General features: G+C 37.0%; 21 protein-coding genes. 14 read left to right on the top strand and 7 right to left on the bottom strand.

Features of this window, described 5'->3' with window-relative positions:
- Nucleotides 1-130: 130 nt before the first annotated feature.
- The 3 genes from QGN23_RS11010 (at nucleotide 131) to QGN23_RS11000 (ending at nucleotide 2675) form a co-directional block, all read left to right on the top strand.
- Entirely contained in the window at nucleotides 131-577 is a 447-nt protein-coding gene (locus QGN23_RS11010) for a hypothetical protein (protein ID WP_282904353.1), read from the top strand.
- A 25-nt stretch (nucleotides 578-602) separates the two neighbouring features.
- Nucleotides 603-1595, top strand: coding sequence for an aspartate-semialdehyde dehydrogenase (locus tag QGN23_RS11005; protein WP_282904352.1), 993 nt, complete (start codon nucleotides 603-605; stop codon nucleotides 1593-1595).
- 78 nt (nucleotides 1596-1673) lie between these two features.
- Nucleotides 1674-2675 (top strand): cation diffusion facilitator family transporter, encoded by a 1002-nt coding sequence (locus tag QGN23_RS11000; protein WP_282904351.1) that lies wholly within the window; start codon nucleotides 1674-1676, stop codon nucleotides 2673-2675.
- Nucleotides 2676-2757: 82 nt separating this feature from the next.
- Here the strand turns inward: QGN23_RS11000 and QGN23_RS10995 are convergent, their stop codons facing one another.
- Nucleotides 2758-3189: an exosortase F system-associated membrane protein gene (locus QGN23_RS10995; protein WP_282904350.1), complete on the bottom strand. Its 432-nt coding sequence runs from the start codon at nucleotides 3187-3189 to the stop codon at nucleotides 2758-2760.
- Nucleotides 3176-3718 (bottom strand): exosortase family protein XrtF, encoded by a 543-nt coding sequence (gene xrtF / locus QGN23_RS10990; protein WP_282904349.1) that lies wholly within the window; start codon nucleotides 3716-3718, stop codon nucleotides 3176-3178. Before xrtF ends, QGN23_RS10995 begins: the two co-directional genes overlap by 14 nt.
- Before the next feature lie 53 nt (nucleotides 3719-3771).
- On the opposite strand from xrtF, the gene QGN23_RS10985 reads away from it, so the two are divergent.
- The 6 genes from QGN23_RS10985 (at nucleotide 3772) to QGN23_RS10960 (ending at nucleotide 7964) form a co-directional block, all read left to right on the top strand.
- A complete protein-coding gene (locus tag QGN23_RS10985; protein WP_282904348.1) occupies nucleotides 3772-4791 on the top strand; it encodes an aminoglycoside phosphotransferase family protein in 1020 nt (339 codons plus the stop codon).
- A 24-nt stretch (nucleotides 4792-4815) separates the two neighbouring features.
- Entirely contained in the window at nucleotides 4816-5226 is a 411-nt protein-coding gene (locus tag QGN23_RS10980) for a GxxExxY protein (RefSeq protein ID WP_282904347.1), read from the top strand.
- Nucleotides 5227-5505: 279 nt separating this feature from the next.
- Nucleotides 5506-5922 carry a RapZ C-terminal domain-containing protein gene (locus QGN23_RS10975; protein WP_282904346.1) on the top strand — a complete coding sequence of 139 codons (417 nt, stop codon included), beginning with the start codon at nucleotides 5506-5508 and terminating at the stop codon, nucleotides 5920-5922.
- Nucleotides 5923-5978: 56 nt separating this feature from the next.
- On the top strand, nucleotides 5979-6692 hold the full coding sequence (locus QGN23_RS10970) for a nucleotidyltransferase family protein (protein WP_282904345.1): 714 nt from the start codon (nucleotides 5979-5981) through the stop codon (nucleotides 6690-6692).
- A gap of 5 nt (nucleotides 6693-6697) precedes the next feature.
- Nucleotides 6698-7456, top strand: coding sequence for an LOG family protein (locus QGN23_RS10965; protein ID WP_282904344.1), 759 nt, complete (start codon nucleotides 6698-6700; stop codon nucleotides 7454-7456).
- 40 nt (nucleotides 7457-7496) lie between these two features.
- The gene (locus QGN23_RS10960; RefSeq protein ID WP_282904343.1) at nucleotides 7497-7964 is read left to right on the top strand and encodes a DUF6702 family protein; all 468 of its coding nucleotides are present in this window, start codon (nucleotides 7497-7499) and stop codon (nucleotides 7962-7964) included.
- Between the two features lie 356 nt (nucleotides 7965-8320).
- Here QGN23_RS10960 and QGN23_RS10955 read toward each other — a convergent pair whose 3' ends face one another.
- Both QGN23_RS10955 and QGN23_RS10950 read right to left on the bottom strand, forming a co-directional pair.
- Nucleotides 8321-9745: a DUF5689 domain-containing protein gene (locus QGN23_RS10955; protein ID WP_282904342.1), complete on the bottom strand. Its 1425-nt coding sequence runs from the start codon at nucleotides 9743-9745 to the stop codon at nucleotides 8321-8323.
- Between the two features lie 28 nt (nucleotides 9746-9773).
- Nucleotides 9774-12638 carry a carboxypeptidase-like regulatory domain-containing protein gene (locus QGN23_RS10950; RefSeq protein ID WP_282904341.1) on the bottom strand — a complete coding sequence of 955 codons (2865 nt, stop codon included), beginning with the start codon at nucleotides 12636-12638 and terminating at the stop codon, nucleotides 9774-9776.
- A gap of 203 nt (nucleotides 12639-12841) precedes the next feature.
- Between QGN23_RS10950 and QGN23_RS10945 the strand changes: the two genes are divergently transcribed.
- Both QGN23_RS10945 and QGN23_RS10940 read left to right on the top strand, forming a co-directional pair.
- Nucleotides 12842-14035, top strand: coding sequence for an endonuclease/exonuclease/phosphatase family protein (locus tag QGN23_RS10945; protein ID WP_282904340.1), 1194 nt, complete (start codon nucleotides 12842-12844; stop codon nucleotides 14033-14035).
- 80 nt (nucleotides 14036-14115) lie between these two features.
- Nucleotides 14116-14529, top strand: coding sequence for a DUF6146 family protein (locus QGN23_RS10940; RefSeq protein ID WP_282904339.1), 414 nt, complete (start codon nucleotides 14116-14118; stop codon nucleotides 14527-14529).
- Between the two features lie 210 nt (nucleotides 14530-14739).
- Here QGN23_RS10940 and QGN23_RS10935 read toward each other — a convergent pair whose 3' ends face one another.
- On the bottom strand, nucleotides 14740-15336 hold the full coding sequence (locus QGN23_RS10935) for a superoxide dismutase (protein ID WP_282904338.1): 597 nt from the start codon (nucleotides 15334-15336) through the stop codon (nucleotides 14740-14742).
- A 171-nt stretch (nucleotides 15337-15507) separates the two neighbouring features.
- Nucleotides 15508-17388: a transcription termination factor Rho gene (rho, locus tag QGN23_RS10930; protein WP_282904337.1), complete on the bottom strand. Its 1881-nt coding sequence runs from the start codon at nucleotides 17386-17388 to the stop codon at nucleotides 15508-15510.
- A gap of 153 nt (nucleotides 17389-17541) precedes the next feature.
- Between rho and QGN23_RS10925 the strand changes: the two genes are divergently transcribed.
- The 3 genes from QGN23_RS10925 (at nucleotide 17542) to QGN23_RS10915 (ending at nucleotide 20840) form a co-directional block, all read left to right on the top strand.
- A complete protein-coding gene (locus tag QGN23_RS10925; RefSeq protein ID WP_282904336.1) occupies nucleotides 17542-17931 on the top strand; it encodes a DUF4293 family protein in 390 nt (129 codons plus the stop codon).
- Between the two features lie 97 nt (nucleotides 17932-18028).
- Nucleotides 18029-18952 (top strand): M28 family metallopeptidase, encoded by a 924-nt coding sequence (locus QGN23_RS10920; RefSeq protein WP_282904335.1) that lies wholly within the window; start codon nucleotides 18029-18031, stop codon nucleotides 18950-18952.
- Between the two features lie 49 nt (nucleotides 18953-19001).
- The gene (locus QGN23_RS10915) at nucleotides 19002-20840 is read left to right on the top strand and encodes an ABC transporter ATP-binding protein (RefSeq protein ID WP_282904334.1); all 1839 of its coding nucleotides are present in this window, start codon (nucleotides 19002-19004) and stop codon (nucleotides 20838-20840) included.
- Nucleotides 20841-21258: 418 nt separating this feature from the next.
- On the opposite strand, the gene mutS is transcribed toward QGN23_RS10915, so the two are convergent.
- The gene (gene mutS / locus QGN23_RS10910) at nucleotides 21259-23844 is read right to left on the bottom strand and encodes a DNA mismatch repair protein MutS (RefSeq protein ID WP_282904333.1); all 2586 of its coding nucleotides are present in this window, start codon (nucleotides 23842-23844) and stop codon (nucleotides 21259-21261) included.
- Nucleotides 23845-23909: the final 65 nt, after the last annotated feature.

Here is a 23909-nt window from a genome sequence, read left to right as displayed (position 1 = left end):
TCTAATTATTTAGACTGCTTTACAATTTTTTGTAAGGCAGTTTTTTTATATTCACTTCTATCTTATCTTGTACCGACCTTGCCTTTATCGTCGGGATTTTTTTTATCTTTGCGCTTAACAAAAAATTACAATGGATACATTTAAGATTATTACTGAAGCGCACAAAGGCTTTGCTTACTTAATTTTGCTTTCGGGCATTATCTTCATCGTTGCATTATTGGTCACCATGTTTGGTTACTCCGGAAAAATCAAAAAATTATTAAAAACATCAACTTTGATTACCATGATTTTATTTCATGTTCAGTTGATTGTTGGTATTTTCATGTTGGTATTTTCTCCAGGCTTAAAAGGTGCCCTCGAAACAGGAACATTAATGAGCAATGCAGCCTCTAGATTCTCTTACGTAGAACATCCAGTATCGATGCTGATCGGTGTTGTCTTAATGACCATCATTAATAAATACATGAAATCACACGAAACCCTTGCGATGAAAATCGTTATTATGGGAGTTATTGCAGTAGCTTTTTTCGCTTATGCATTCCCATGGTCAAGAGTTTTCCCTTCCTTTTTTGCTTAAATAAATTTAATAACAAATATTCTTAATGAAAATAGCAGTAGTAGGCGCTACCGGAATGGTGGGACAAATAATGTTAAAGGTTTTGGAAGAAAGAAATTTTCCGGTAACCGAATTAATTCCCGTAGCCTCCGAAAAATCAATCGGTAAAAAGATCACCTTTAAAGGAAATGAATTCAAAATTGTTTCCATGCAGGATGCTTTAGACCGAAAGCCTGAAATCGCTATGTTTTCTGCAGGCGGAACAACTTCATTAGAATTTGCGCCGAAATTTGCAGCCGTTGGAACGACCGTTATCGATAATTCTTCAGCCTGGAGAATGGTTGCGGACAAGAAATTAATCGTCCCGGAAATCAATGCCGGCGTTTTAACCAAAGAAGACAAAATCATTGCAAACCCAAACTGCTCTACCATTCAGTTGGTCATGGTGTTACATCCTTTGAATCAAAAATACGATGTTAAACGGGTCATCGTTTCTACATATCAGTCGGTAACAGGAACAGGAAAGAATGCGGTCGATCAGTTGAATGCTGAAGTTATCGGAAACAAAGAGGTTGCAAAAGTCTACCCGTATGAAATCTTCAAAAATGCATTGCCACAATGTGATGTATTTGCAGAAGACGATTATACCAAAGAAGAAATCAAACTGATGACCGAACCCAAGAAAATTCTGGGCGACGACACTTTTAAGATTACAGCAACTGCGGTAAGAGTTCCTGTACAAGGTGGACATTCTGAAAGCGTCAACATCGAATTCGAAAATGATTTTGATTTGGACGAAGTGAAAGCGATTCTTGCAGAAACTCCTGGTGTGACCGTCTTAGATGATGTGAAAAACAACATTTATCCAATGCCTTTATATTCAGAAGGTAGAGATGAGGTTTTCGTAGGAAGAATCAGAAAAGACCTGTCACAACCCAAAACATTAAACCTTTGGATTGTCGCAGATAACCTCCGGAAAGGTGCCGCAACCAATGCGGTGCAGATTGCAGAATATCTCTACCACAACAAATTAGTCTAAATAAAATGCTCACACAAAGTGAGCATTTTTTATGGATTAGACTCATCAAACATTCCTAATAAGCATAATAAAACTCAGATGTCAGAAAATAAAAATATTCCAAATACCAACTTCATTTTTCAGAGAAATGTGGCCCTCGTTGGCATCCTTCTTTTCGTGGCGAAACTATTGGCCTGGCATTTCACCAATTCCGACGCGGTTTTCTCAGATGCTATGGAAAGTATCGTGAATATCATCGCCGCTTTTATGGGATTGTATTCGCTTTATCTCGCAGCAAAACCGAAAGATATCGATCATCCTTACGGACACGGCAAGGTAGAATTTGTAACTTCCGGTGTAGAAGGCGCGTTAATTATTTTTGCCGGCATCATCATCATCGTACAGGCTGTAGATTCCCTTTTACACGGCAACATTCCAAAGCAGTTAGACTGGGGAATAGCAATTGTCGCAGTTACGGCGGTCATTAATTATTTAATGGGGCATATTTCTCAAAAGAAAGGCATTCAGGAAAATTCTCTCGTTTTACAAAGTTCAGGGAAACATCTGAAAAGTGATACCATCACCACTTTGGGAGTTGTAGTCAGTTTAATTTTAGTGCAGATCACAAGCCTGTATTGGATTGATGCTGCGGTCGCACTCCTCTTCGGGACCTACATTATATTTATCGGTTACAAAATTATTAGAAAATCGTTAAGCGGAATAATGGACGAAGCCGATTTGGGAATGCTTGAAAAATTATCAAAATTCCTGAATGAAAACCGAAAAAGACAGTGGATCGACGTTCACAATATGCGGATCCAACAGCACGGCAGCGGCCTTCACATCGATGCGCATCTTACATTACCGTGGTATTACGAACTTCGCAAAGCCCATAATGAAATGGAAGATCTCTATAAACTGATTGGTAAAAATACCGATAGGACAATTGAATTTAATTTTCATTTGGATGACTGCAAACCTATTTCCTGCGAAATCTGTGAATTGTGGGAATGTCCGGTAAGGCAAAGACCGTTCGTTAAAAAAATAGAATGGAATGCAAAAACCATCGCCCAGGTTGGAAAGCATTCAGTAAACGATTAAGGGATTTTTAAATTTAAAATACAAACGCAACAAAGTTTTTGAAGCGTCAAAAATAGGAGTTTGAATGGAATTAAAACAAGGTTTAAGTCTTTTGAATATGCTCCCGATAATAAAACAAAGGAATAATCAGCAGTAAAATCAAAGGCTGAATGACGAATCTTCTCATATAAAAAGAAAAAAGATATCCGATTTCAAATTTTGTCTGAATGCAGTAAAGATAGATGGGAAAGGTAATTGCAAAAACAATCAGCATCAAAATAATCGCCTGCAACGTCCATTTTTTATTTTTAAAAATCAAATAAACTATGGCAGCTGATAAAATTAAATTCAAAGAAAATCGAAAAAGGTAATTCAAAATTAAAAGGAACCATTTAAATTCAGGAAAGGAAGCATGCTTATTAGCCAAGTGAAAAAAGTCCTGAAAAGGATCATAAAAGATTTCGCTTTCCACGGCTCTTACTCCAATTAAACCCAAGACAGCAATTGCGACCAAAATCCACTTAAGCACTTTCATCTTTGGCTTCTTTTAAGGCATAAAATTTAATCCAGATTAACCAAAGCAAAACAACGCTTCCGTAAATAATTGCCGGGAACAAATAATCATGGCCGATTTTTGAATATTGCGGATGTTCAACAAGTACGATATTCAAACCGACGATACGCAAAACATTCATGATGTGAAGGAAAATCACTCCTAATGCAGCAAATATAAAAGTTTTGAATCCTTCGTAAAACGCAAAGATAAAAGCCAAAAACAAAATCATCACCGAAATTGCGTTGCAGCCTTCGACCATCCGCGAAACATACCGTCCGCTCACAAAGAACCACGTGGTTTCCTGTTGTGGCTTTCCTGCAATCATTTGCGAAGGATATCCGAGTAGATTCTGCAGAAAATCAACCTGCGTCATCACCCACGTTGAGAAAGAATCTAAGCCCGCATTTTTAAATCCATTCAGATAAAACTGATAGCCCAAAACAAGCACCACATACAAAATGATGAAACGCAGAAGAATTTTCAGAACCGGCTTGAAGTCATTGAACATAAGAACAAATATACTGTTTTCTAAAATACGTTTTTACTTATCTTTGTAAAAGTATGACTGATCAAAACGCAAAAGATTTTTTCGAAAAATATACCGGAGAATCTGCTCAAGAGTTTTTTATATTGGCCCAAAGTGGATCTGCAAGAATTAATTTTGTAGGCAAAAGTTCGGGCAGAAAACACATCATTACCTTCAACGAAAACAGTCGGGAAAACGAAAGTTTTTATTATTTCTCCGACCTATTTTCAAACTTAAAGGTGAATGCGCCAAAAGTTCTAAAAATTTCTGAAGACCGCAATCTGTATATTCAGCAATTTCTTGGGGAGCACACTTTATCAGAAATCATCGGGAAAGAAGGATTGACCGAAAGAGTGAAAACTTTAGTAAAAAAAACACTTCAGCAACTCGCCGAAGTTCAGCTCAAAACTGAAAATAAAATCGATTATTCAAAAACTTTTGAATATGAAAACTACGACGAATTGCCCATTACCAGTGATTTATTTTATTTTAAAAGTTTTATCGCCGATGTTTTAGAAATTCCTTATCACAAATCTTCTCTGTTATTGGAATTTAAAAAACTGGTTTCGAAAATAGAAAACCTGGAGCCACAAGGATTGATGATGCGCGATTTTCAGGCCAGAAACATCATGGTGAATCATCAGGATGAAATCTTTTTTATCGATTATCAGGCGGCAATGAAAGGTCCGTTGATTTATGATGTAATCTCATTCCTCTTTCAGGCAAAAGCCAGTTTCCCAAACGATTTTAAAAATGAAATGCTTACCTATTATTTCTCTTTCTGGAATGACGAAAAAGCAGCTCAACTAAAAGATTCGGTAAAACCGATTCAGCTTATCCGGTTCCTGCAGGTGCTGGGCGCTTATGGTTTCCGTGGTTTGATTCAGAGAAAAGAACATTTCATACTGAGCATCGATAAGGGCATTGAAAACCTTTATCAATTTTCGGAAAACTGGCAGGAAATGGAAGAATATCCGGAGCTGAAGAAACTTATTTTGAATTTAAAATCAAAAAGTGTTCAAGATAAAATTAAAAACATGATCTTTAACCATTAAGGAATTAAGAAAAATTAAGCTGAAATGTCAGTAACAAAAAAACAGGTCACCCAATTGTCTTATGACATCACAGGTTTTGCAATAAAAGTTCATAAAAATTTAGGACCGGGCTTGTTAGAAAGGATTTATGAAACCTGTCTTAAATTCGAGTTGGAAAGAAATGGCTACTCTGTAAAACAGCAAGTAACTGCAAATATCGTTTATGATGGACTTTTAATGGAGACCACTTTAAAACTTGATTTATTGGTAAATGATTTAGTTATTGTAGAATTAAAGACTGTCGAGGAATTAAAACCAGTACACCAAGCACAACTATTAACTTATATGAAATTGCTTGAAAAACCCCAGGGATTATTATTTAATTTCTTCACAGATAAGATAACAAAGTCGATGAAACCTGTTGTAAATGAATATTTCACTTCTCTGCCCGATTAATCTTAATAATTTTTAATACCTTAATGTTTAAAAAAAATAGTGAATCAGTAAAAATATAAAAAAGGATTATTAATTAATTTCTTCGCAGATAACATAACAAAGTCGATGAAACCTGTTGTAAATAAACATTTCACCTCTTTGCCGATTAATCTTAAAAATTCTTAATACCTTAATGGTTTAAAAAAATAGTGGATCCATCGAAAGAAATACAGAGCATTTCTTATATTTAAATGCTCTCTCAGATTAATCCCAAACTTTCTCTTAATGTTAAAATAAAAAATGGCTCTAACAATAGAAATACACAGTTTTTCCTATAAAAAGGGAGGAATCCCAAAAGATAATTCAGGTAATGGCGGCGGTTTTGCCTTCGACTGCCGCGGTATTTTGAATCCCGGCAGAGTGGAAGAATATAAAGCACAAACTGGTTGCGATATCGGTGTTCAGGATTATTTGGAAACAAAAACCGAAATGCCCCATTTTTTAGAACTGGTAAAAAATATCGTTTCCATTAATATCGATAATTATATCGGCCGGGATTTTGATCATCTACAAATCAATTTTGGCTGTACCGGCGGACAACACCGCTCGGTGTATGCGGCAGAAAAAACCGCTGAGTTCATTCGGAAGAAATATCCGCAAACAACGATCACCCTTAATCACGACGAACAACCTCAGCTAAACCATGAGTATAAGTAATGGGTAATAAGCAATCTGCTTTATTACTCATTACTGATTACTGATTACTTATAAAAATGAAAGCACTTATTTTCGCAGCGGGAAAAGGAACCCGGCTAAAACCTTTTACCGATCATCATCCGAAAGCTTTGGCTTTGGTTAACGGCGTTCCTTTGTTAGAGAGAAATATCAGATATTTACAAAGTTTTGGGATTAATGATTTCGTTATTAATATTCATCATTTCGGGGAACAGATTTCTGAATTTTTAAAGAAAAACGGTAATTTCAATTCAAATATTGAAGTTTCAGATGAGAAGGATCAGCTTTTGGAAACAGGCGGTGGATTGGTTTTTGCAAGAAAGTTTCTGGATCACGGTGAAGATTTTCTCATTATGAATGCCGACATCTTAACGGATTTAAATTTAAATTTTTTCGTAGAATATCATCAGGAGCAAAAAGATTTTGCTACTTTAGCGGTTTCCGACCGTAAAAGTTCGCGAAAACTGCTTTTCAATACAGAAATGATCTTGAAAGGATGGTTAAATGTAGAATCTGGCGAACAACGGCTGGCGGAATTTAATAAAGGGTTTAAACCTTTGGCTTTTAGCGGAATTCATTGTGTAAATCCAGAGATCTTTAACAAAATAAAAAGAACCGGAAAGTTTTCGATTATGGAAGAGTATTTGGATTTAATGAGCAATGAAAGTATCCACGGTTACGAACATTCGGCAACAATTATCGATGTGGGAAGGCCAGAATCAATCATTGAAGCAGAAAAATTTTTTAAATAAATCTGATGAGCAAAATAAAAAGAGGAAAAGGTATCACGAGAATAATTGCAGGAAACGAGTTCGAAATAGACCAAAAAGTACAAAATTCCTTTAAAGAAAAAACCTGGGACGAAACCATTACCAAAGACAGCTGGATGGTTTTTAAAATCATGGCCGAATTTGTAGACGGTTATGAGCGCATGGCCAAAATAGGCCCGTGCGTTTCGATTTTCGGTTCAGCCAGAATGAAAACCACTGATGCTCACTATGATCTCGCTGTAGATATTGCAGAGAAAATTACAGAAATAGGATTTGGAGTCATCACCGGCGGCGGACCGGGAATTATGGAAGCGGGAAATAAGGGCGCCAGAAAAGGGGGCGGAAAATCCATCGGCCTTAATATTGAATTGCCTTTTGAGCAGCATTTTAATCCTTATATCGACAAAGGTCTGAGCATTGATTTTGATTACTTTTTTGTCAGAAAAGTAATTTTTGTGAAATATTCTCAAGGCTTTATTGTAATGCCGGGAGGTTTTGGGACTCTTGACGAATTAATGGAAGCCATCACTTTAATCCAAACCAATAAAATCGGTAGATTTCCGATTGTTTTAGTCGGTTCAAAATTTTGGGCAGGCTTACTTGACTGGTTTAAATCCACCTTATTAGAAAACGGAATGATTTCTGAAGAAGATCTGAGCCTATATCGGGTTGTAGATACAGCAGAAGACGCGGTTGCCCATATCAAGGCATTTTACGACAAATATCAGGTTAACGTCAACTTCTAATTGGCACTATATTTGAGAATATTTAATTACAAATACTGAAATGAAACATTTATATATTCCCTGGGTTTTTGCATTGATGCTCCTGATGAGTTTTGCGGTTGCAGACTTTTATTCATCAATGACAAAAGTAGATTATCTGGAAGCAAGTAAAACATTGAAATTTACCACAAAATTAAATACCGCTCATATATCTGACGCGATCAAAATAAATCCCAACACCGCAGGCTTCGAAGCAGAAGTTAAAAGATATGTGAATAACAATTTTGATTTATATGTCAATGGAACTCCAAAAACGCTGACTTTTACCGGAAGCCAAGTCAATGGCGAGTCAGTCTGGGTATATTTTGAAGCGAACGGGATATCGGATATCAACACCATCAGAATCAAAAATACCATTCTCCTGAGTTCTTTCCCAAAACAGTTCAATCTGGTCAATATTGCTTATAAAGGCAATCAGAAAACCATGAATTTCCAAAGAGGCAAGGAAGTGAATGAAGTCAGTTTTTAAAAAAAATCATTTAAAAATAAAATCCGTTTCAATTCAATTGAGACGGATTTTTTATTTGAATTGCAGGAAATGTTTCTGTTGTTCCCATTCCATAAGACAACTATGGGATCTTGTGAGCAATAGATTCCTTATCCGAACCTAAAAGATTATGGAATTGTACTAAGGGCTGTTTAATACTTCCGATCTGCCATAAATATAGTATCCAGACTGCGAAAATCAATTCCATCCTTTAAATCATCTTAAACTGGTTTTTTAATGATGATTAACGTCTATTATTTTGATTCACCTTTCCTTAAAAAAAATCCGCCTTTGTGAAAAGGCGGATTGACATCGTTACATGATAAGAAGGCTGATTCTTACTCTACTTTGATATTATCTAACTGGATGGTTGTAGTTACACCAGCTCCGTTTCCAGTATATTTAAACATAATAAAACCGTTTCCTGACAAACCTGCCGGGAACACATAGCTTCCCGCTGGCGCCAAGGTTCCGTAACCAGAAGTAGGCAATACAGGAAGTGTAAAGTTGGAGGTAATATCTGTTAAGGTAGCAGAAGTTACATCTCCCAATGGTTTATAATTGGTTGAGGTATATACTTTCAAAGCAGCTCCGTTAAAAGAACCTACATTCACATCAAATGAAAGTTTTTTACCTGGAGTGAAGTTTACCGGTACGATAAAAAAGGTCTCAACCGCAGTAGTTCCCGAATTGTTTGAAGTTGTTGCTCCAAAAGACGTCAGCTGAATATACTTATTGCTTGAGAAAGTTCTGAGTTCCCAATTTCTTACCCCTAAAACGGCATCATTGATGTATTTAGGGAAAGTGTTAAAGTACGGTGCGGCTGTATTTGCAGGGTAACTTTCAAAATTTTCCGTGAAAGTAGAAGGATACGTAATATCTGTACCGCCTTTTGGTGGATTCGGGTTGAACCTTGTTCCTGTTGGCGCAATGTTTACGTCATTCAGGCTTCTGATTAACATTTGATAACCTGCATTATATCTGCTTACAACAAAAGTCAAACTGCCGCTTCCTTTTGGTAAAAGGCTTGCTCCATAAGTTGCAAAACCTGAACTTCTCAGCACGGTTGATCCGCCAATGGCATCTTCAATTTTTCTGTCGGTATCTACCCCAGCTCCCCCAACATAATCAATATATGTTTTGTTTACCGGATAAAGGTCTGCGATATTAAACTGTACATTAGGAACAGTCACCAAAGTATTGATGTATTTATCCTGCATTGCTGTACTCAAACCTGGTAATGCAGTAGGTTTGATGGGTACGATATCCATCGTGTTGCCATTACAAACTGCGGAAATATATCTTGAAAATAAAGCTCCCGGAATTCTCCCGATTGCGAAGTTAGGATCTACAGAACCGATTTTCACGGAACCACGGTCTAAACCTAGCCGTAAACCTTTAGCATTAATTCTGATATGCGTTCCTACAGGAAAATCTGCATAATTACTTGCTCTGTCCACTTCCATTTGCAAACCTGCAGTTGGGTTTTCCGGTTTGTCCTGGAAAGAAATGGTTTTGTAGAAATTTCCGTTTTCGTCAGATGAAATGACATAGGCATCAAAAATCAGATCGTCTGTAATTAATAAATAACCTGTTGCTGGTGCTTTGGCTTTGAAATCGGCCATCGAAATAGTAGCAGCATCAAATTTATTTTGACAATTAATCGGTGGCGTATCCCAATCATCATTATTTACACAAGAGCTTACTGCAAATGCCGATATAGCAACTACAAAAGCGGTTTTAAAATATTGTTTGAAATTCATTTTATTGTTTTTAAAATTCTGATTATTATTAAAATCTAACTTGAACATTTACGAAATATGATCTCCCCTGAGTGTACCAGTATTTAGGACCAAATAATGGAAACTCTCTATTATTCTCTTCCACATAACCTGGATATGTTACTCTTCTTGTTTGCTCGAAACCTCCTGTAATATATTTGGTGTTATCCAGAATATTATTTACAGATGCGGTGAGCAATAAGTAATAAGTACCCAATCTCCATGATTTACCCACATTAGCATTCAGGAAATAAGCAGAAGGAAGTTTGTGTGGCGCCAATACATTTCTTAATTCAGCTTCATCAAGACCTGCATAAGGAGTTCCGGTCAACGGATTCTGTACAAATCTTTCTGTTCTTAATAATGCAGACGGATCTAAGAAATTTTCGTCTAAATAATTCCAGTTGGCACCAAACCACCAGTATTTCGGTGAATTATATCTGAATCCTAATGAATAACCCTGTTGTGGCGTTCCACCTTGTTTATATCCTTTTAAATAAGCCTTTCCTAAATCAAGATAAGATTTCCCGTTCTCGAAAGTTCCTGCCGCATCTGATGTAAAATAAACATTGGGATCATTTTCATAAGTAAACTGACCGATACTTGCCAAACCTTGGATGGACAAAGTCGGTAAGATTTTAACATCAACACCTAATTCAGCGCCCATATTTCTTTTCTCTAGATTAGACATGATCTGCGTTACAAAAGCACTTTGTACATTCGCAACTGTTCCGTCCTGTCCCGCTGACTGCAACTGAATTCCATCTGCAAAGAATCTTTGTACACTGGTTTCATTTTGAGTATCTACCAAATAACCGGTCAATCTCATTTTGAAGAACGGTGTACTCATTACGTAACTCAAATCATTAGCATTAATGATGGTGTTTTTAATATTCGGTGTTACAGAAGCGTTAACTCTTGGATTCATGAAGATGTCTTCTAAGAAAGGAGCCTGTGAAAAATAAGCTCCATTATAAACCAGGAAATTTCTACCATCAACTTTGTAAATCACCTGTCCTTTCAGACCGAAATTCCAGAAATTATAATCCTGGCTTTTTCCAAATGAATCTTTGTACAAATAATTATGGTAAAGACCTTCTCTAGAGGAAGTAGAATATCCTGCTAAACCAGAAACAAATACGTCAAATTTACCAGCCTGGAATTTTAATCCTGGATTCACTTTTACCTCTTGTCTTGAGAAGTTATAATCATAATTAATTTTATCTCCTACTCTCTTTGCAACGTCGGTTTCACCTTCATTATAAAGACCGCTGGTACCTGGCTGATTAGTCGCAGCAAATGGATCTTTGTTTAATGCGAAATCCGCACCTAAAAGATCTTTTACCTCTCTGTATAATTCTGATTTATAATTTTCATAAGATACGTTTAATAAAAACTTAGTGGTATGGTCAAAATTATACACATAATGCGTACCAGCATTGAAAATTTTGTCATCACTCACATCATTCACCTGGAAATACAATGCACGTTTACCCGTCGCTCCATAATAAGTTCCCACTGGCTGGCTCATATTTCTTCTGTACAAGGCATCCCAGTTTAACTGTGTATACATAGGATCTCCATTTTGCCAGCCTGCCAAAGATTCCTGATAAGCCTGCTGTGCTGTTGTAGCCACTCCACCCTCGATAACGGCAACTGACGCATTAGGATCCAGAGAGTCATAATAACTTGGTAAGTATCTGTAATAACTAGGCGACGGATTTTGAACTCCCTGCCAGTCCAGTCTTGCTCCTTTATCTTTACCAAATTGGTAAGAGACAGCGGTTCGAAGACTTGATTTATCATTAATTTTCCAGAAATCCTGCATTTGGAAAATTGGCTGGAATCCTGATTTTACTCTTTCGTTTCTTTTTTTGCCATCTTGCCATCCCCAATAGGAATTATAGTGAACTCCTCTGTAATCATACACTTCCTGAGTACTCGGACTGGAAGTAGATCTTCTGTAAGGTGCTGCAAAAGCATTAAATGTGATGGTATGAGAATCATTGAATTTTTTTTCAATTCCTAAGAATCCTGCTAAAGCGTCATAAGAAGTTCCTTCCTGAATCCCTTCCTGTGCCCATCTTCTTGCCGCCATTGCAGTAAAAGCCCACCCGTTTTTGTTCATTCCCGAACTGTAACGCAATGATGCCCTGTTTCTGTAATTTCGGTTGGTTAAAGAATAAGTTGCTTGGAATCCTTTGCGGTACTCACTCGCATTAGTATTTTTATAAATAACAGAACTTGCACCACCAAAAGCATACTCAGAAGGAGCGTGATTGGCAGAAATTTCAGGATATCGGGTAATCTCATTCAATCCACCCCAATTTCCGAAATCTACATTTCCGTTATCAGCTTTCACCATAGAAACGCCATTCATCATGGTTTCTCCAGATCTTCCATCAATACCTCTTGGGCGGAACCAGTAAGCCCCTAAATCATAAGCTGCAATTCTACTGAAAACATCCTGAGACGATTGCAATAAACCTACGGTCGTAGATTGGCTGGTGTTTTCTTCATCACCACTGCTTTCAATAATGGCGAGACCTTGATCCGCAGCAGTTAAATTAGAATAAAGCGTAATCACACCTAAATCCTTTCTTTTTTCATTACTGATATCAAACTCCATCACTTTCGTTTCGAAATTTGGTTTGGTAATGACAATTTGGTAATGACCCGTTCCTAGATCGATAAACTGGAAATACCCAATTTTATCAGCCTTCACATCATTGCCAGAGCCCTTTAAATCAATCTCTGCATTTTCCACCGGCTTCCCATCTCCATCTTTCAAGTAAGCATAAACCGTAGTTTGTGCAAAATAAAAAGATGCTGGAAGCAATGTAAACATAGAGATTAATGATAGTTTTTTAATCATGTTTATAATTTGTTTTTGCTTTTTGAATCTAAAAATCAATTCACTAAATTAATTAACGCAAATTTAGACATAAATATATTACTTTATATTTCATTAACATATTTTCAATTAGACATATGATGAAAATTAGCAGGATTGAAAATTATAACACTCAAATATAATTTATTACTAACTTTGCCCTAACACTATAATCATTGACTATAATGAAAAAAATTGGATGTTTTTTATGCTTAGTCGCATTCTGTTTTTCTTTCGGTCAACAGAAAGGCCAATTAAGAAAAGTGGCTACTATCGGCTTTTTAAATGTTGAAAATCTTTGGGATACCATCGCGTCTGCAGATTATATTGATGGAACCAAAGACATCAGCAACCCCGCTTTCCACCGAAGCGTGCCTCTGGATTCCTTAAAATACTTAGAAACCACAGAGGAATATCGTGGTGAATGGAGCGACGCTTTGCTAAAAGGAAAGAAAGTAGTCCGCAAGCAAATTCTGGCTGATGACTTTACAGTAAACAGTCCAAAAAACTGGAACACAAAAAACTACAATATTAAGTTAGCTAACGAGGCAAAGGTCATCTCGGAAATGGGCGCTCAATATACCAAATCAGCACCTGTAATTGTGGGTTTACTCGAAGTTGAAAACAGACAGGTTATCGAAGATTTGATTAAGCAGCCTGCCCTTGCCAAATATGATTACGGAATTATCCATTACAACACTTATGACGCAAGAGGAATTGATGTAGCAATGATCTATCAAAAAAGAAGGTTTACGCCGACTAATTCTTTAAAGAAAGAAGTCAAAATCTATTATGACGGGAAAAGATCTTATACCCGTGACATCTTGGTTGTTACCGGTTTTCTGGATAATGAGAAAATCGCAGTTTTTATGAATCACTGGCCATCTAGAAGTGGCGGCGAAGCCCGTTCATTACCTGCAAGAAACGCAGCGGCAGTAGTACTGAAACAACAGATGGACAGCATAAGATTAAAAGATCCTTCCACCAAATTATTTGCAATGGGAGACTTTAATGATGATCCAGTAAGCTCCAGTTTAAAAAACCATTTGAAAGCAGCATGGGCCCCAAAAGACGTGAGCGCCGAAATGCCTTACTTAAACCTGATGTATCCATTGTATAAAAAAGGAGTCGCTTCACTGGCATATCAGGACGCACCGAATCTATTTGATCAAATTATCGTTTCAGGAAATCTGATTTCTGACCAGGTAGGAAAGGAATATTCGGTTTATAAAACAGAAGTATTTGCTCCCCCTTACCTCATCAACAGAGAAGGGAACTGGAAAGGCTATCCTCTGCGCTCCTGGAATGGCGACAAGTTTACCGGCGGCTATAGTGACCACTTCCCCGCATTTGTGGTCGTGCAGCGAGAAGTTAATTAAGAAATTCCAAAATACTATAAAACCGTTTTCCGAAACGGTTTTTTTGGCTGTAAATTTGATGATCTAATAAAAAACATCCAATGAAAAAACTGATATTTCTCCTCAGTATTCTGGTGCTTACTGTAAGTTGCTCGACCCAAAACAGTGCTGCCAATCAGAATAAAGACAATGCTCCAATCCAAGCGCAGAAAAACGAAGATGGTGAATACGATCTGGAAGTTCTTGACGGACAATGGACCTATTTTATCAATGCAGTAGCCAAACCGATGAATATGTATTCAGAGAGCTATCTGAAGACTAAAAACCAATTCCTGGTCAGCGAATGGAATTCCTATTATTTCGCCGGTCGCTACAGAAACATCATTGAATCTTCTATTGATTACGATCCCAACATTGATTACGGACTCAAATTCGAATACAAACTTTATCAGGTTTTCGCCTTCGTAAAATGGAAATACGGTTTGAAATTAAATGGATTAAGTGCAACTGACTAATTTATAGAGTCGAGTTAATTAATTATAAATAGACAATTCGCAATCCTGCAACCCGACTTGGGCGGAAATCTTTTTCCCCAATAAGCGCTTACAAATTGCCAGCGGCAAGCCGTAAATGTTTGTAGAAACAAAATGGTTTACGATGGGTTTAAGAACCTAAAAACAAAAAAGTTCAGAAAATTCTGAACTTTTTTATCGGTTTATTTCAATTTATTTATTGAATTTTTCTTCCACTTTATCCCAATTTACAACATCGAAAAATGCTGAGATATAATCTGGTCTTCTGTTTTGGTAATGCAAATAATAAGCATGTTCCCAAACATCAAGTCCTAAAACCGGTATTCCCTGGCAATCTGCGACAGGCATTAGCGGATTATCCTGATTTGGAGAAGAACAAACAGCTACCGATCCATCTGCTTTTTTACACAACCAAGCCCAGCCTGATCCGAATCTTGTTTTTGCTGCTTCAGAGAAATCATTTTTGAATTTCTCAAAACCACCATAAGCGTCGATTGCTGCTTTTACATTTCCTACCGGTTCTTTGCTTCCTCCTGGAGTTAGGATTTCCCAGAAAAGGGAATGGTTGAAATGACCACCGCCATTATTTCTCACCGCCATTTTATCCGTTCCGGTTTTACAAATCTCTTCGATAGATTTCCCTTCTAAATCTGTTCCTGCAATTGCTTTGTTGAGGTTGTCGATATAAGCCTGATGATGTTTTGTGTAGTGGATTTCCATTGTTCTTGCATCAATAGTTGGCTCTAGTGCGTCGTACGCGTATCCTAATTTTGGTAATTCGAATGACATAATTTTATTGTATTAAATGTTAATATCCCAAATTTAACCATTAATTAGACCAATTCCAAAAAGGCCGGATTACTTTAATAAATCTTTAACATTGACAGCAACAAAAAAAACCGTTTCGAAAAACGGTTTTAATTTATTTAAATCACCTTTAAAAAGGTAAATTCTTATTTTTTACCTGTTCATAGACATCAGGAATTCTTCATTATTCAAAGTTTGTTTAATGCTTCTGTTCACAAATTCCATTGCTTCTACCGGATTCATATCCGCTAAGTATTTCCTTAAGATCCACATTCTTTGCTGAACGGTATCTTCTAAAAGCAGATCATCTCTTCTTGTACTTGAAGAAGTTAAATCGATAGCCGGGTAAATTCTTTTGTTGGCAATTTTTCGGTCGAGTTGCAGTTCCATATTTCCGGTTCCTTTAAACTCTTCGAAAATCACTTCATCCATTTTAGAACCAGTGTCAATCAGTGCTGTTGCGATAATCGTTAAAGATCCGCCTCCTTCGATATTTCTCGCGGCACCGAAGAATCTTTTCGGTTTGTGCAAAGCATTGGCATCAACTCCACCCGATAAAATTTTCCCTGAAGCCGGAGTTACCGTATTGTAAGCTCTCGCCAACCGCGTAATCGAATCCAGTAAAATAACGACATCATGCCCGCATTCCACCATTCTCTGCGCTTTCGATAAAACCAAATTCGCCACTTTTACGTGTTTTTCAGCTGGCTCATCAAATGTAGAAGCGATTACTTCTGCATTGACACTTCTTTCCATGTCGGTTACCTCTTCCGGTCTTTCGTCGATAAGCAAAATCATCATATACGCTTCCGGATGATTGGCTGAAATTGAATTGGCAATTTCCTTCAGCAACATTGTTTTACCCGTTTTCGGTTGTGCCACAATCATCGCGCGCTGGCCTTTCCCAATTGGTGTAAATAAATCTACAATTCTGGTAGAAGGTGTTGCGTTTTTCCCCGTTAAATTAAATTTTTCTTCCGGAAAAAGTGGCGTTAAAAATTCGAAAGCAACGCGGTCTTTAATAAACTCGAGATCTCTACCGTTGACTTCCGTAGGTTTTAATAAGGAGAAATATTTTTCACCTTCTTTCGGTAATCTTACAATTCCTTTTACGGTGTCTCCGGTTTTTAACGCATAATTTCTAATCTGGTTCGTCGATACATATACATCATCCGGAGAAGAAATATACGAAAAATCGGAGGAACGCAGGAAACCGTAGTTATCCGGGAGGATTTCAAGTACACCTTCAATGGTGACCATTCCGTCAAAATTAAATTCTTTTTTGGCAGGTTCATCATGGGAATCACCGCTTTGTTGATTTTTATTTTGGTTCGGATTTTTATGCTGATTGGGATTCTTGTGCTGGTGCTGCGGTTGTTTATTTTGATTCGGGTTTTGGTTTGGATTTCCGTTTCCGCTACCTGATTGATTAGGATTGGAATTTTGGTTTAAATTTCCGTTTTGGTTTCCGTTTCCTGATTGGTTCGGATTGGAATTTTGTTTTTTAGGTTGCTCGGGTTTCGCTTCTGTTTGAGCTTCTGATTCTGCAACAACTTCTTTTTCAGTATTTTCGGTTTCCGTTTTTGGCGGCGCAACACGTTGTCTTTTTTTCTTTTGTTGATTCTGTTCGGGAGCTTTAGGCTGTTCAGTTTCTGAACTTTCAGTTGGCTTTTCCGCTTCAATCTTTACAGGAACTTCTATTGTTTCCTCGGAAGTTTTCGCAGCAACTTCTTTTGTTTCTTCATTCGGAGTTTCAGCAGAATCCTCTACAGGTTTTTCTACTTTCTTTCTAGGAGTTGGCTTTTTAACAGCTGGCTTTTTGAGTGCCGGAGTTTTTGGTTCTTCTTTATTCATAGGAGTTTCGGTCGCGTTGTAGTAATCTTTCACTACTTTTGTATTGGATGCTTGAAAATCCAAAATAGCAAAAATCTTATCGTTTTCAGAGCTGTTTTTAGCAATTTTAACGCCCAGATCGCTTGTGATTTTAGTCAAATCCGAATCGGATTTTGACCTTAATGTTTCAATGTTGAACATAAATGTTACGCAAAAAGTAATTTATAAGTAATTGTAAGTAAGAAAGTTAGGTCGGGTGACTTTTCTTTTATAGGACATTTGTAGTGCAAATCTACGTTTATTTTTTAATTATGCAAAAAATTATTGTTATTTTTGTAACCAGAATAAATTAGTATGTTGCAGAGAATACAGACTGTATGGATATTTCTGGCGATTATAGGCGCCGTGTTTTTATTTATTACAGGTCAAGACTTTTCCCTTTTTGGACCCGTTCCTTTTATATCTATAGGTTGCGTTACACTCGTACTATTTGGATTCATCAGCATTTTAAGTTATAAAAACCGCAAAAGACAAATTCAGCTGAATAACATCAGTGTAATTATAAACGCTTTGTTGCTCGGTTTATTGGCGTATTGGCTACTCACTTTATCCGGAGGAATTGATTTTCCAGAGAAGGGTATTGAGCCTGTTTTCCCGTTATTATCAATGATATGTTTGCTCATCGCAAATGTATATATACGGAAAGACGAAAGGCTCGTAAAATCTGTGGACAGACTCCGCTAAACTCACAACGATTTTTTTTGAGTGAAACAGTTTCCTTTTGGGAGCTGTTTTTTTTATCATTTCATTAAAATTTTTATCTTTAACCAATAAATTAAAAATGAATAAATTTCTCCTTCTTATTTTACTCGCAGCTTCCTCCTTATTATTTTCCCAGGAAGTTTCAAAGAAAAGAGTAATCGAAGTCTTGTCACGCTTGGCCTCAGATGAAATGAAAGGTCGCGAAATCGGAACACCTGAAAATGATTCTGCTGCAATATATATTGCTAAAAAATTCGCAGAAAACAACCTCAGCTTCTGTGTTGCCGATTCCTACTTAGTTCCGTTTGAATACAAAGGAAAGGTCGTATATAATGTATGCGGAATCAAAAAAGGGGAAAGTGAAAAAATCATCGCTTTCTCAGCGCATTTCGATCACATTGGCACCAGTGACAAAACGGAAGATAAAGTATTTAACGGTGCTGATGATAACGCAAGCGGTGTGACTGCAGTCATCGGTTTGGCTGATTACTTTAAAACGCTGAAAACAGATTTTTCGCTGATGTATATTGCGTTCAACGGAGAGGAAAAAGGGATGAAAGGATCCAAAGCGATTGTTGAAATTCCGAACCTGCAGGAGCAGCATCAAAATATGACAGCCTTATTTAATTTTGAAATGATTGCAACGGTTTCCCAATTTGGACCAAATGCATTATATATGACTGGTGATGAATTTTCTAACCTCGACGAACTTTTCAATGAGCAGGCCGCCAACAATTTAAAACTCTATCCCGATCCGTACAAAAAACAAAAACTTTTTTACCGTTCAGACAATGTAAGTTTTGTAAAAAAGAAAATCATTGCGCACTCATTATCCACCGTGGATATGACGAAAGCAAAACATTATCACCAACTGAATGACGATTTAGAAATTGTTGATTTCGATAATGTAACTGAAATCATTAATAATTTCGGCAAAACCATCGAAAAATTTACCCCGAAAAACTTCAGTCCAAAATATACAGATCAAGTCAATTTTAATTAATCAAACGCACAATTGAAAATTCCGTAAATTCGCCACCTAATTTCACTTAATGAAACCTTTCCAAAGAATACTTTTTTTCGCAAAACCACATCAGAAATATTTATTCATCAGCATGTTTTGCAACATTATGTACTCGGTACTCAATATTTTTTCTGTAGCAACCATGCTCCCAATTTTAGGCTTAATGTTTGGAACAGTAGAAAAAGTGGATACCTCAAAGCCACCAGTAAATTCAGGAAGACTCGTTGATTTTTTTGCTTATGCGAAAGACTGGGCGTATTACAGTATTCAAACATCAATTGATAAACATGGCGCGGTAAAAGTTCTGGCAATTCTTTGTGCCATTACTGCTGTTGCTTTTTTACTGAGAAATCTATTCCGTTATTTAGGAGCATATCTATTAGTCAATTACCGTGTGGGGATTACCAAAGATTTGAGAACCGCGATGTATGATAAATTCTTAAAATTGCCTGTTTCATTTTTTACTGAAAAAAGAAAAGGAGACATGATGTCGAGAATCTCAAATGATATCGGAAGTGTAGAAAATGGCATTATGGGAAGTTTGGTGGATATCATCAACTCTCCTTTTATGATTATCACTTCACTGATTACGCTATTTATCCTTTCACCACAACTAACTTTATTTTCGCTACTCGTTTTCCCCATCATGGGCGGAATTATTGCCTGGGTTGGGAAAAGTTTAAAAAGACAAGCCACGGCAGCGCAGGAAGAATTGGGGAATTTATTTTCTTTGGTTGATGAAACCTTGAAATCTTCGAAAGTCATTAAAATCTTCAACGCAGATAAAATCTTAAAAAACAGATTCAACAGCACTACCGACAACTGGCAGAAATACGCCATCGGAATGAGCCGCCGTCGGGAAATGGCTTCACCGATGAGTGAGTTTTTAGGATCGGTTACGATTTTGATTATTACCTGGTTTGCAGGCGTTCAGATCCTTACGGAGCAAACAATGGAGCCGGAAACTTTCTTGGTATTTATCGGAATGTTTTTTCAAATTCTGGATCCAGCAAAAAAATTATCGAGTGCTATTTCTAATATCCAAGGTGGAATGGCGAGTTTGGACCGTGTCGCAGAAGTTTTAGATTACGATTTAAAAGTAGATGAAATTGAAAATCCAACCCCTGTTTCTACTTTAAAAAATCAAATTGAATTTAAAAACATCGGCTTCTTTTACGATAAAGACAATGTGATTTTAAAGAACTTTAATCTTACCCTTCCGAAAGGAAAGACCATCGCTTTAGTTGGTCAGTCCGGTTCTGGTAAAACGACGATTGCTAATTTATTAGCACGTTTTTACGATGTTTCCGAAGGTGAAATTTTAGTTGATGGTGAGAATGTCAAAAACTTAAAAGTAACCGATTACCGTCATCTTTTGGGAATGGTTACCCAGGAATCCGTTTTATTTAATGATTCCGTTTTCAATAATATTTTAATGGGAAAACCCGATGCCACGGAAGAAGAAGTAATGGCAGCCGCAAAAATTGCGAATGCGCATGAATTTATCGATCATCTTCCAGAAAAATATTACACCAATATTGGTGACGATGGAAACAAACTTTCTGGTGGCCAAAAACAAAGAGTTTCGATTGCCAGAGCTGTTTTGAAAAATCCACCTATTATGATTTTGGATGAAGCAACTTCCGCCTTAGATACAGAAAGCGAAAGATTTGTACAGGATGCTTTAGAAAAAATGATGGAAAACAGAACTTCCTTGGTCATCGCTCACAGACTTTCCACCATTCAAAAAGCCGACTGGATCGTGGTAATGGAACGCGGAATTATCGCAGAACAGGGAACTCATCAGGAGTTGTATGAAAAAAACGGCATCTACAGAAAACTGGTTGATTTACAGAATTTTGGATGATCATGACTGCAGAAATTTATTACGAAAAAGAACAATTAATTCAAAAAAGGTTAAGAAGGATTTCGAATAGAAAGTATCAAGTAATATGGGCGATTTTTGTAACTCTTTTGGTGAAATGCTCGGTGGATATTGGACTACGGTTATGATTTTTCTTGTTGCCTTAGTTTTCCTTATGTCATTTGTTTTGTCCGAATTTATTGATAAGATGAAGAGAGATAAATTTGATGCAGAATCTGATTTACTAATCTTAAAAAAAGAGTTTTCCCGAAACAAATAATTTTCATATTTAATATCCTATTTATAACGGCTGGAAAACTGTTGCAATTAAAACCTCAGAGATAAAAAGGACAATAGCTAATAGAAAATATTTTAAATTATTTCATCATCAAATTATCTCATTATCAAATTAGCACATTTGCTATCTCCCAATCATCTTCTTAATCGAATTCAACTTCATCAGCGCTTCAATCGGCGTTAAAGTATTGATATCAATTTTCAGTAATTCCTCGCGGATATTTTCTAAAACCGGATCATCTAACTGGAAAAAAGAAAGCTGCAGACTTTCATCGGTAATGGCTTTTGCAGAATCTTTGGAGCCGCCGTGTGAGCGGCTTTTTTCTAAAGTTTTCAGAACTTCATTCGCACGGTTTACCACTTTTGCAGGCATTCCTGCCAACTTTGCAACATGAATTCCGAAACTGTGTTCGCTGCCGCCGGACAATAATTTTCTGAGGAAAATAATGCTGCCTTTATGTTCCTGAATGGAAACGTGGAAGTTTTTAATTCTTTCGAAATTCACCGTCATTTCATTCAGTTCATGATAATGCGTTGCAAACAAAGTTTTGGCTTGCGTTGGATGTTGATGCAGATATTCCGCGATCGCCCAGGCGATGGAAACCCCGTCATAAGTGGAAGTTCCACGTCCGATTTCGTCCAGTAAAATCAGACTTCTTTCCGAAATATTGTTAAGGATATTCGCCGCTTCATTCATTTCCACCATAAAAGTCGATTCGCCGGAAGAAATATTATCGGTCGCGCCAACTCTGGTGAAAATTTTATCCAAAACGCCGATTTCGGCATGTTTCGCCGGAACAAAACTTCCGATTTGTGCCATCAGACAAATAATCGCTGTTTGTCTCAGAATCGCGGATTTACCTGCCATATTCGGCCCCGTAACCATGATAATTTGCTGGGAATCTCTGGACAGGAATAAATCATTCGGAATATATTTCTCGCCCAAAGGCAAAGCGTTTTCAATGATCGGATGTCGCGCTTCTTTTAAATCAATTTCAAAACCTTTATTTAAAACGGGTTTCGTATAAGATTCTGAAACTGCGAGTTCAGACAGTCCAACACCACAATCGAGTTCTGCAATAATTTTTGAATTTTCCTGAATCTGATCGATGTAAATCATCACATTTTCACAAACTTTTCGATATAATAAATGTTCGATTTTTGAAATCTTTTCTTCAGCGCCAAGAATTTGCTCTTCGTATTCTTTCAGTTCTTCAGTAATATATCTTTCAGCATTGACCAAGGTTTGCTTGCGAATCCAATCATCCGGAACTTTGTCTTTATGAGAATTTCTGACTTCAATAAAATAGCCGAAAACATTATTAAAATTGATTTTCAAACTGGTGATTCCGGTGCGCTTTACTTCGCGGTCACACATTTCATCGAGGAAATTTTTTCCTTTATTCTGAAGTCCGCGCAAATGATCGAGTTCTTCTGAAATGCCGGTTTTTATTACATTCCCTTTTGCAATATTCACCGGAAGTTCTTCATTCAGATAATTAATCAAATAATTAATGAGTTCATCCACATTAATCAAAGGAGACAGCCACGCTAAAACTTCAGCATGTGGATGAAGCAATTCTTTAATGTTTTTAATATTAATCAAACTCTGGCGAACATAACCGAGTTCTTTCGGTGAGATTTTTTCCGAGGCCAATTTTCCCATCAAACGGTCCAGATCGGAAATCGTTTTTAATAATTGTACTATCTCATATTTCAGATTTTCTTCTTTATTAAAAAACTCGATTAAATCTAATCTTCTGTTGATCTCGTCGACGGATTTTAAAGGAAGAATTAATCTTCTTCTTAGCAACCTTCCTCCCATCGGAGTAGACGTTTTATCGATAATATCGAGCAAAGATTTCCCCTGTTGACTGCTTGAATAAACGATCTCCAAATTCCTAAGTGTAAAATGATCCATCATCAGATAATCATCTTTCGGAATAAGTTTAATTTTAGTAATATGCTGTAAAAGAGCGTGATGCGTATCTTCAACTAAATAAGCAAAGATAGCTCCGGCTGCAACAATTCCTAATTTCAAATCTTCAATTCCGAAGCCTTTTAAGGAATTGGTTTTAAAATGATTGGTTAATTTCTCGTAGGCATAATTGTATTGAAAAGCCCAGTCTTCGAGTTTAAAAGAATTGCGGTTTTTCAGTTGCGAAGGCAGTTCGGTGGTTCGCTGATAAATAATTTCACTTGGATCGAAAGTTCCCACAATATGAAGCAACTGTTCTAAATTCCCTTCCGAGGTCAAGAATTCTCCGGTAGAAACATCAACCAAAGCAAGTCCGTATTTCTCCTTAACTTTATGGATGGAAAGTAAAAAGTTATTTTTCTTGGACGACAAAACCTGTTCGTTGAAAGTAACTCCAGGCGTAATCAATTCGGTCACGCCCCGTTTTACAATTCCTTTGACTCCTTTTGGATCTTCTAACTGGTCACAAATCGCCACACGCAGTCCGGCTCTCACAAGTTTTGGCAAATACGTATCTACGGAATGATGTGGAAAACCAGCGAGTTCAATATGACCTTCCCCGTTGGCTCTTTTGGTCAAAACGATTCCTAAAATTTGCGACGTTCGAATCGCATCCGTTCCGAAAGTTTCGTAGAAATCACCTACACGGAACAGCAAAAGTGCATCAGGATATTTCGCCTTGATGGTATTGTACTGCGTCATTAAAGGAGTTTCTTTCTTTTCTTTTGCCACGGCAATTATTTTAATAATTATATAACTTGAAAAATTAAGATTTGAAAACCTTAATTTTGCCAAAA

This window comes from Chryseobacterium gotjawalense, from assembly GCF_030012525.1.
Taxonomy (GTDB): domain Bacteria; phylum Bacteroidota; class Bacteroidia; order Flavobacteriales; family Weeksellaceae; genus Kaistella; species Kaistella gotjawalense.
The sequence above is the reverse complement of the archived record's forward strand: the minus strand, read 5'-3'. Positions and strand labels throughout refer to the sequence as shown.

Bases quoted from the DNA above. Each gene is read 5' to 3' on its own strand.
- QGN23_RS11010 (WP_282904353.1), top strand. From the start codon at position 131: ATGGATACATTTAAGATTATTACTGAAGCGCACAAAGGCTTTGCTTAC.
- QGN23_RS11005 (WP_282904352.1), top strand. From the start codon at position 603: ATGAAAATAGCAGTAGTAGGCGCTACCGGAATGGTGGGACAAATAATG.
- QGN23_RS11000 (WP_282904351.1), top strand. From the start codon at position 1,674: ATGTCAGAAAATAAAAATATTCCAAATACCAACTTCATTTTTCAGAGA.
- QGN23_RS10995 (WP_282904350.1), bottom strand. From the start codon at position 3,189: ATGAAAGTGCTTAAGTGGATTTTGGTCGCAATTGCTGTCTTGGGTTTA.
- xrtF (WP_282904349.1), bottom strand. From the start codon at position 3,718: ATGTTCAATGACTTCAAGCCGGTTCTGAAAATTCTTCTGCGTTTCATC.
- QGN23_RS10985 (WP_282904348.1), top strand. From the start codon at position 3,772: ATGACTGATCAAAACGCAAAAGATTTTTTCGAAAAATATACCGGAGAA.
- QGN23_RS10980 (WP_282904347.1), top strand. From the start codon at position 4,816: ATGTCAGTAACAAAAAAACAGGTCACCCAATTGTCTTATGACATCACA.
- QGN23_RS10975 (WP_282904346.1), top strand. From the start codon at position 5,506: ATGGCTCTAACAATAGAAATACACAGTTTTTCCTATAAAAAGGGAGGA.
- QGN23_RS10970 (WP_282904345.1), top strand. From the start codon at position 5,979: ATGAAAGCACTTATTTTCGCAGCGGGAAAAGGAACCCGGCTAAAACCT.
- QGN23_RS10965 (WP_282904344.1), top strand. From the start codon at position 6,698: ATGAGCAAAATAAAAAGAGGAAAAGGTATCACGAGAATAATTGCAGGA.
- QGN23_RS10960 (WP_282904343.1), top strand. From the start codon at position 7,497: ATGAAACATTTATATATTCCCTGGGTTTTTGCATTGATGCTCCTGATG.
- QGN23_RS10955 (WP_282904342.1), bottom strand. From the start codon at position 9,745: ATGAATTTCAAACAATATTTTAAAACCGCTTTTGTAGTTGCTATATCG.
- QGN23_RS10950 (WP_282904341.1), bottom strand. From the start codon at position 12,638: ATGATTAAAAAACTATCATTAATCTCTATGTTTACATTGCTTCCAGCA.
- QGN23_RS10945 (WP_282904340.1), top strand. From the start codon at position 12,842: ATGAAAAAAATTGGATGTTTTTTATGCTTAGTCGCATTCTGTTTTTCT.
- QGN23_RS10940 (WP_282904339.1), top strand. From the start codon at position 14,116: ATGAAAAAACTGATATTTCTCCTCAGTATTCTGGTGCTTACTGTAAGT.
- QGN23_RS10935 (WP_282904338.1), bottom strand. From the start codon at position 15,336: ATGTCATTCGAATTACCAAAATTAGGATACGCGTACGACGCACTAGAG.
- rho (WP_282904337.1), bottom strand. From the start codon at position 17,388: ATGTTCAACATTGAAACATTAAGGTCAAAATCCGATTCGGATTTGACT.
- QGN23_RS10925 (WP_282904336.1), top strand. From the start codon at position 17,542: ATGTTGCAGAGAATACAGACTGTATGGATATTTCTGGCGATTATAGGC.
- QGN23_RS10920 (WP_282904335.1), top strand. From the start codon at position 18,029: ATGAATAAATTTCTCCTTCTTATTTTACTCGCAGCTTCCTCCTTATTA.
- QGN23_RS10915 (WP_282904334.1), top strand. From the start codon at position 19,002: ATGAAACCTTTCCAAAGAATACTTTTTTTCGCAAAACCACATCAGAAA.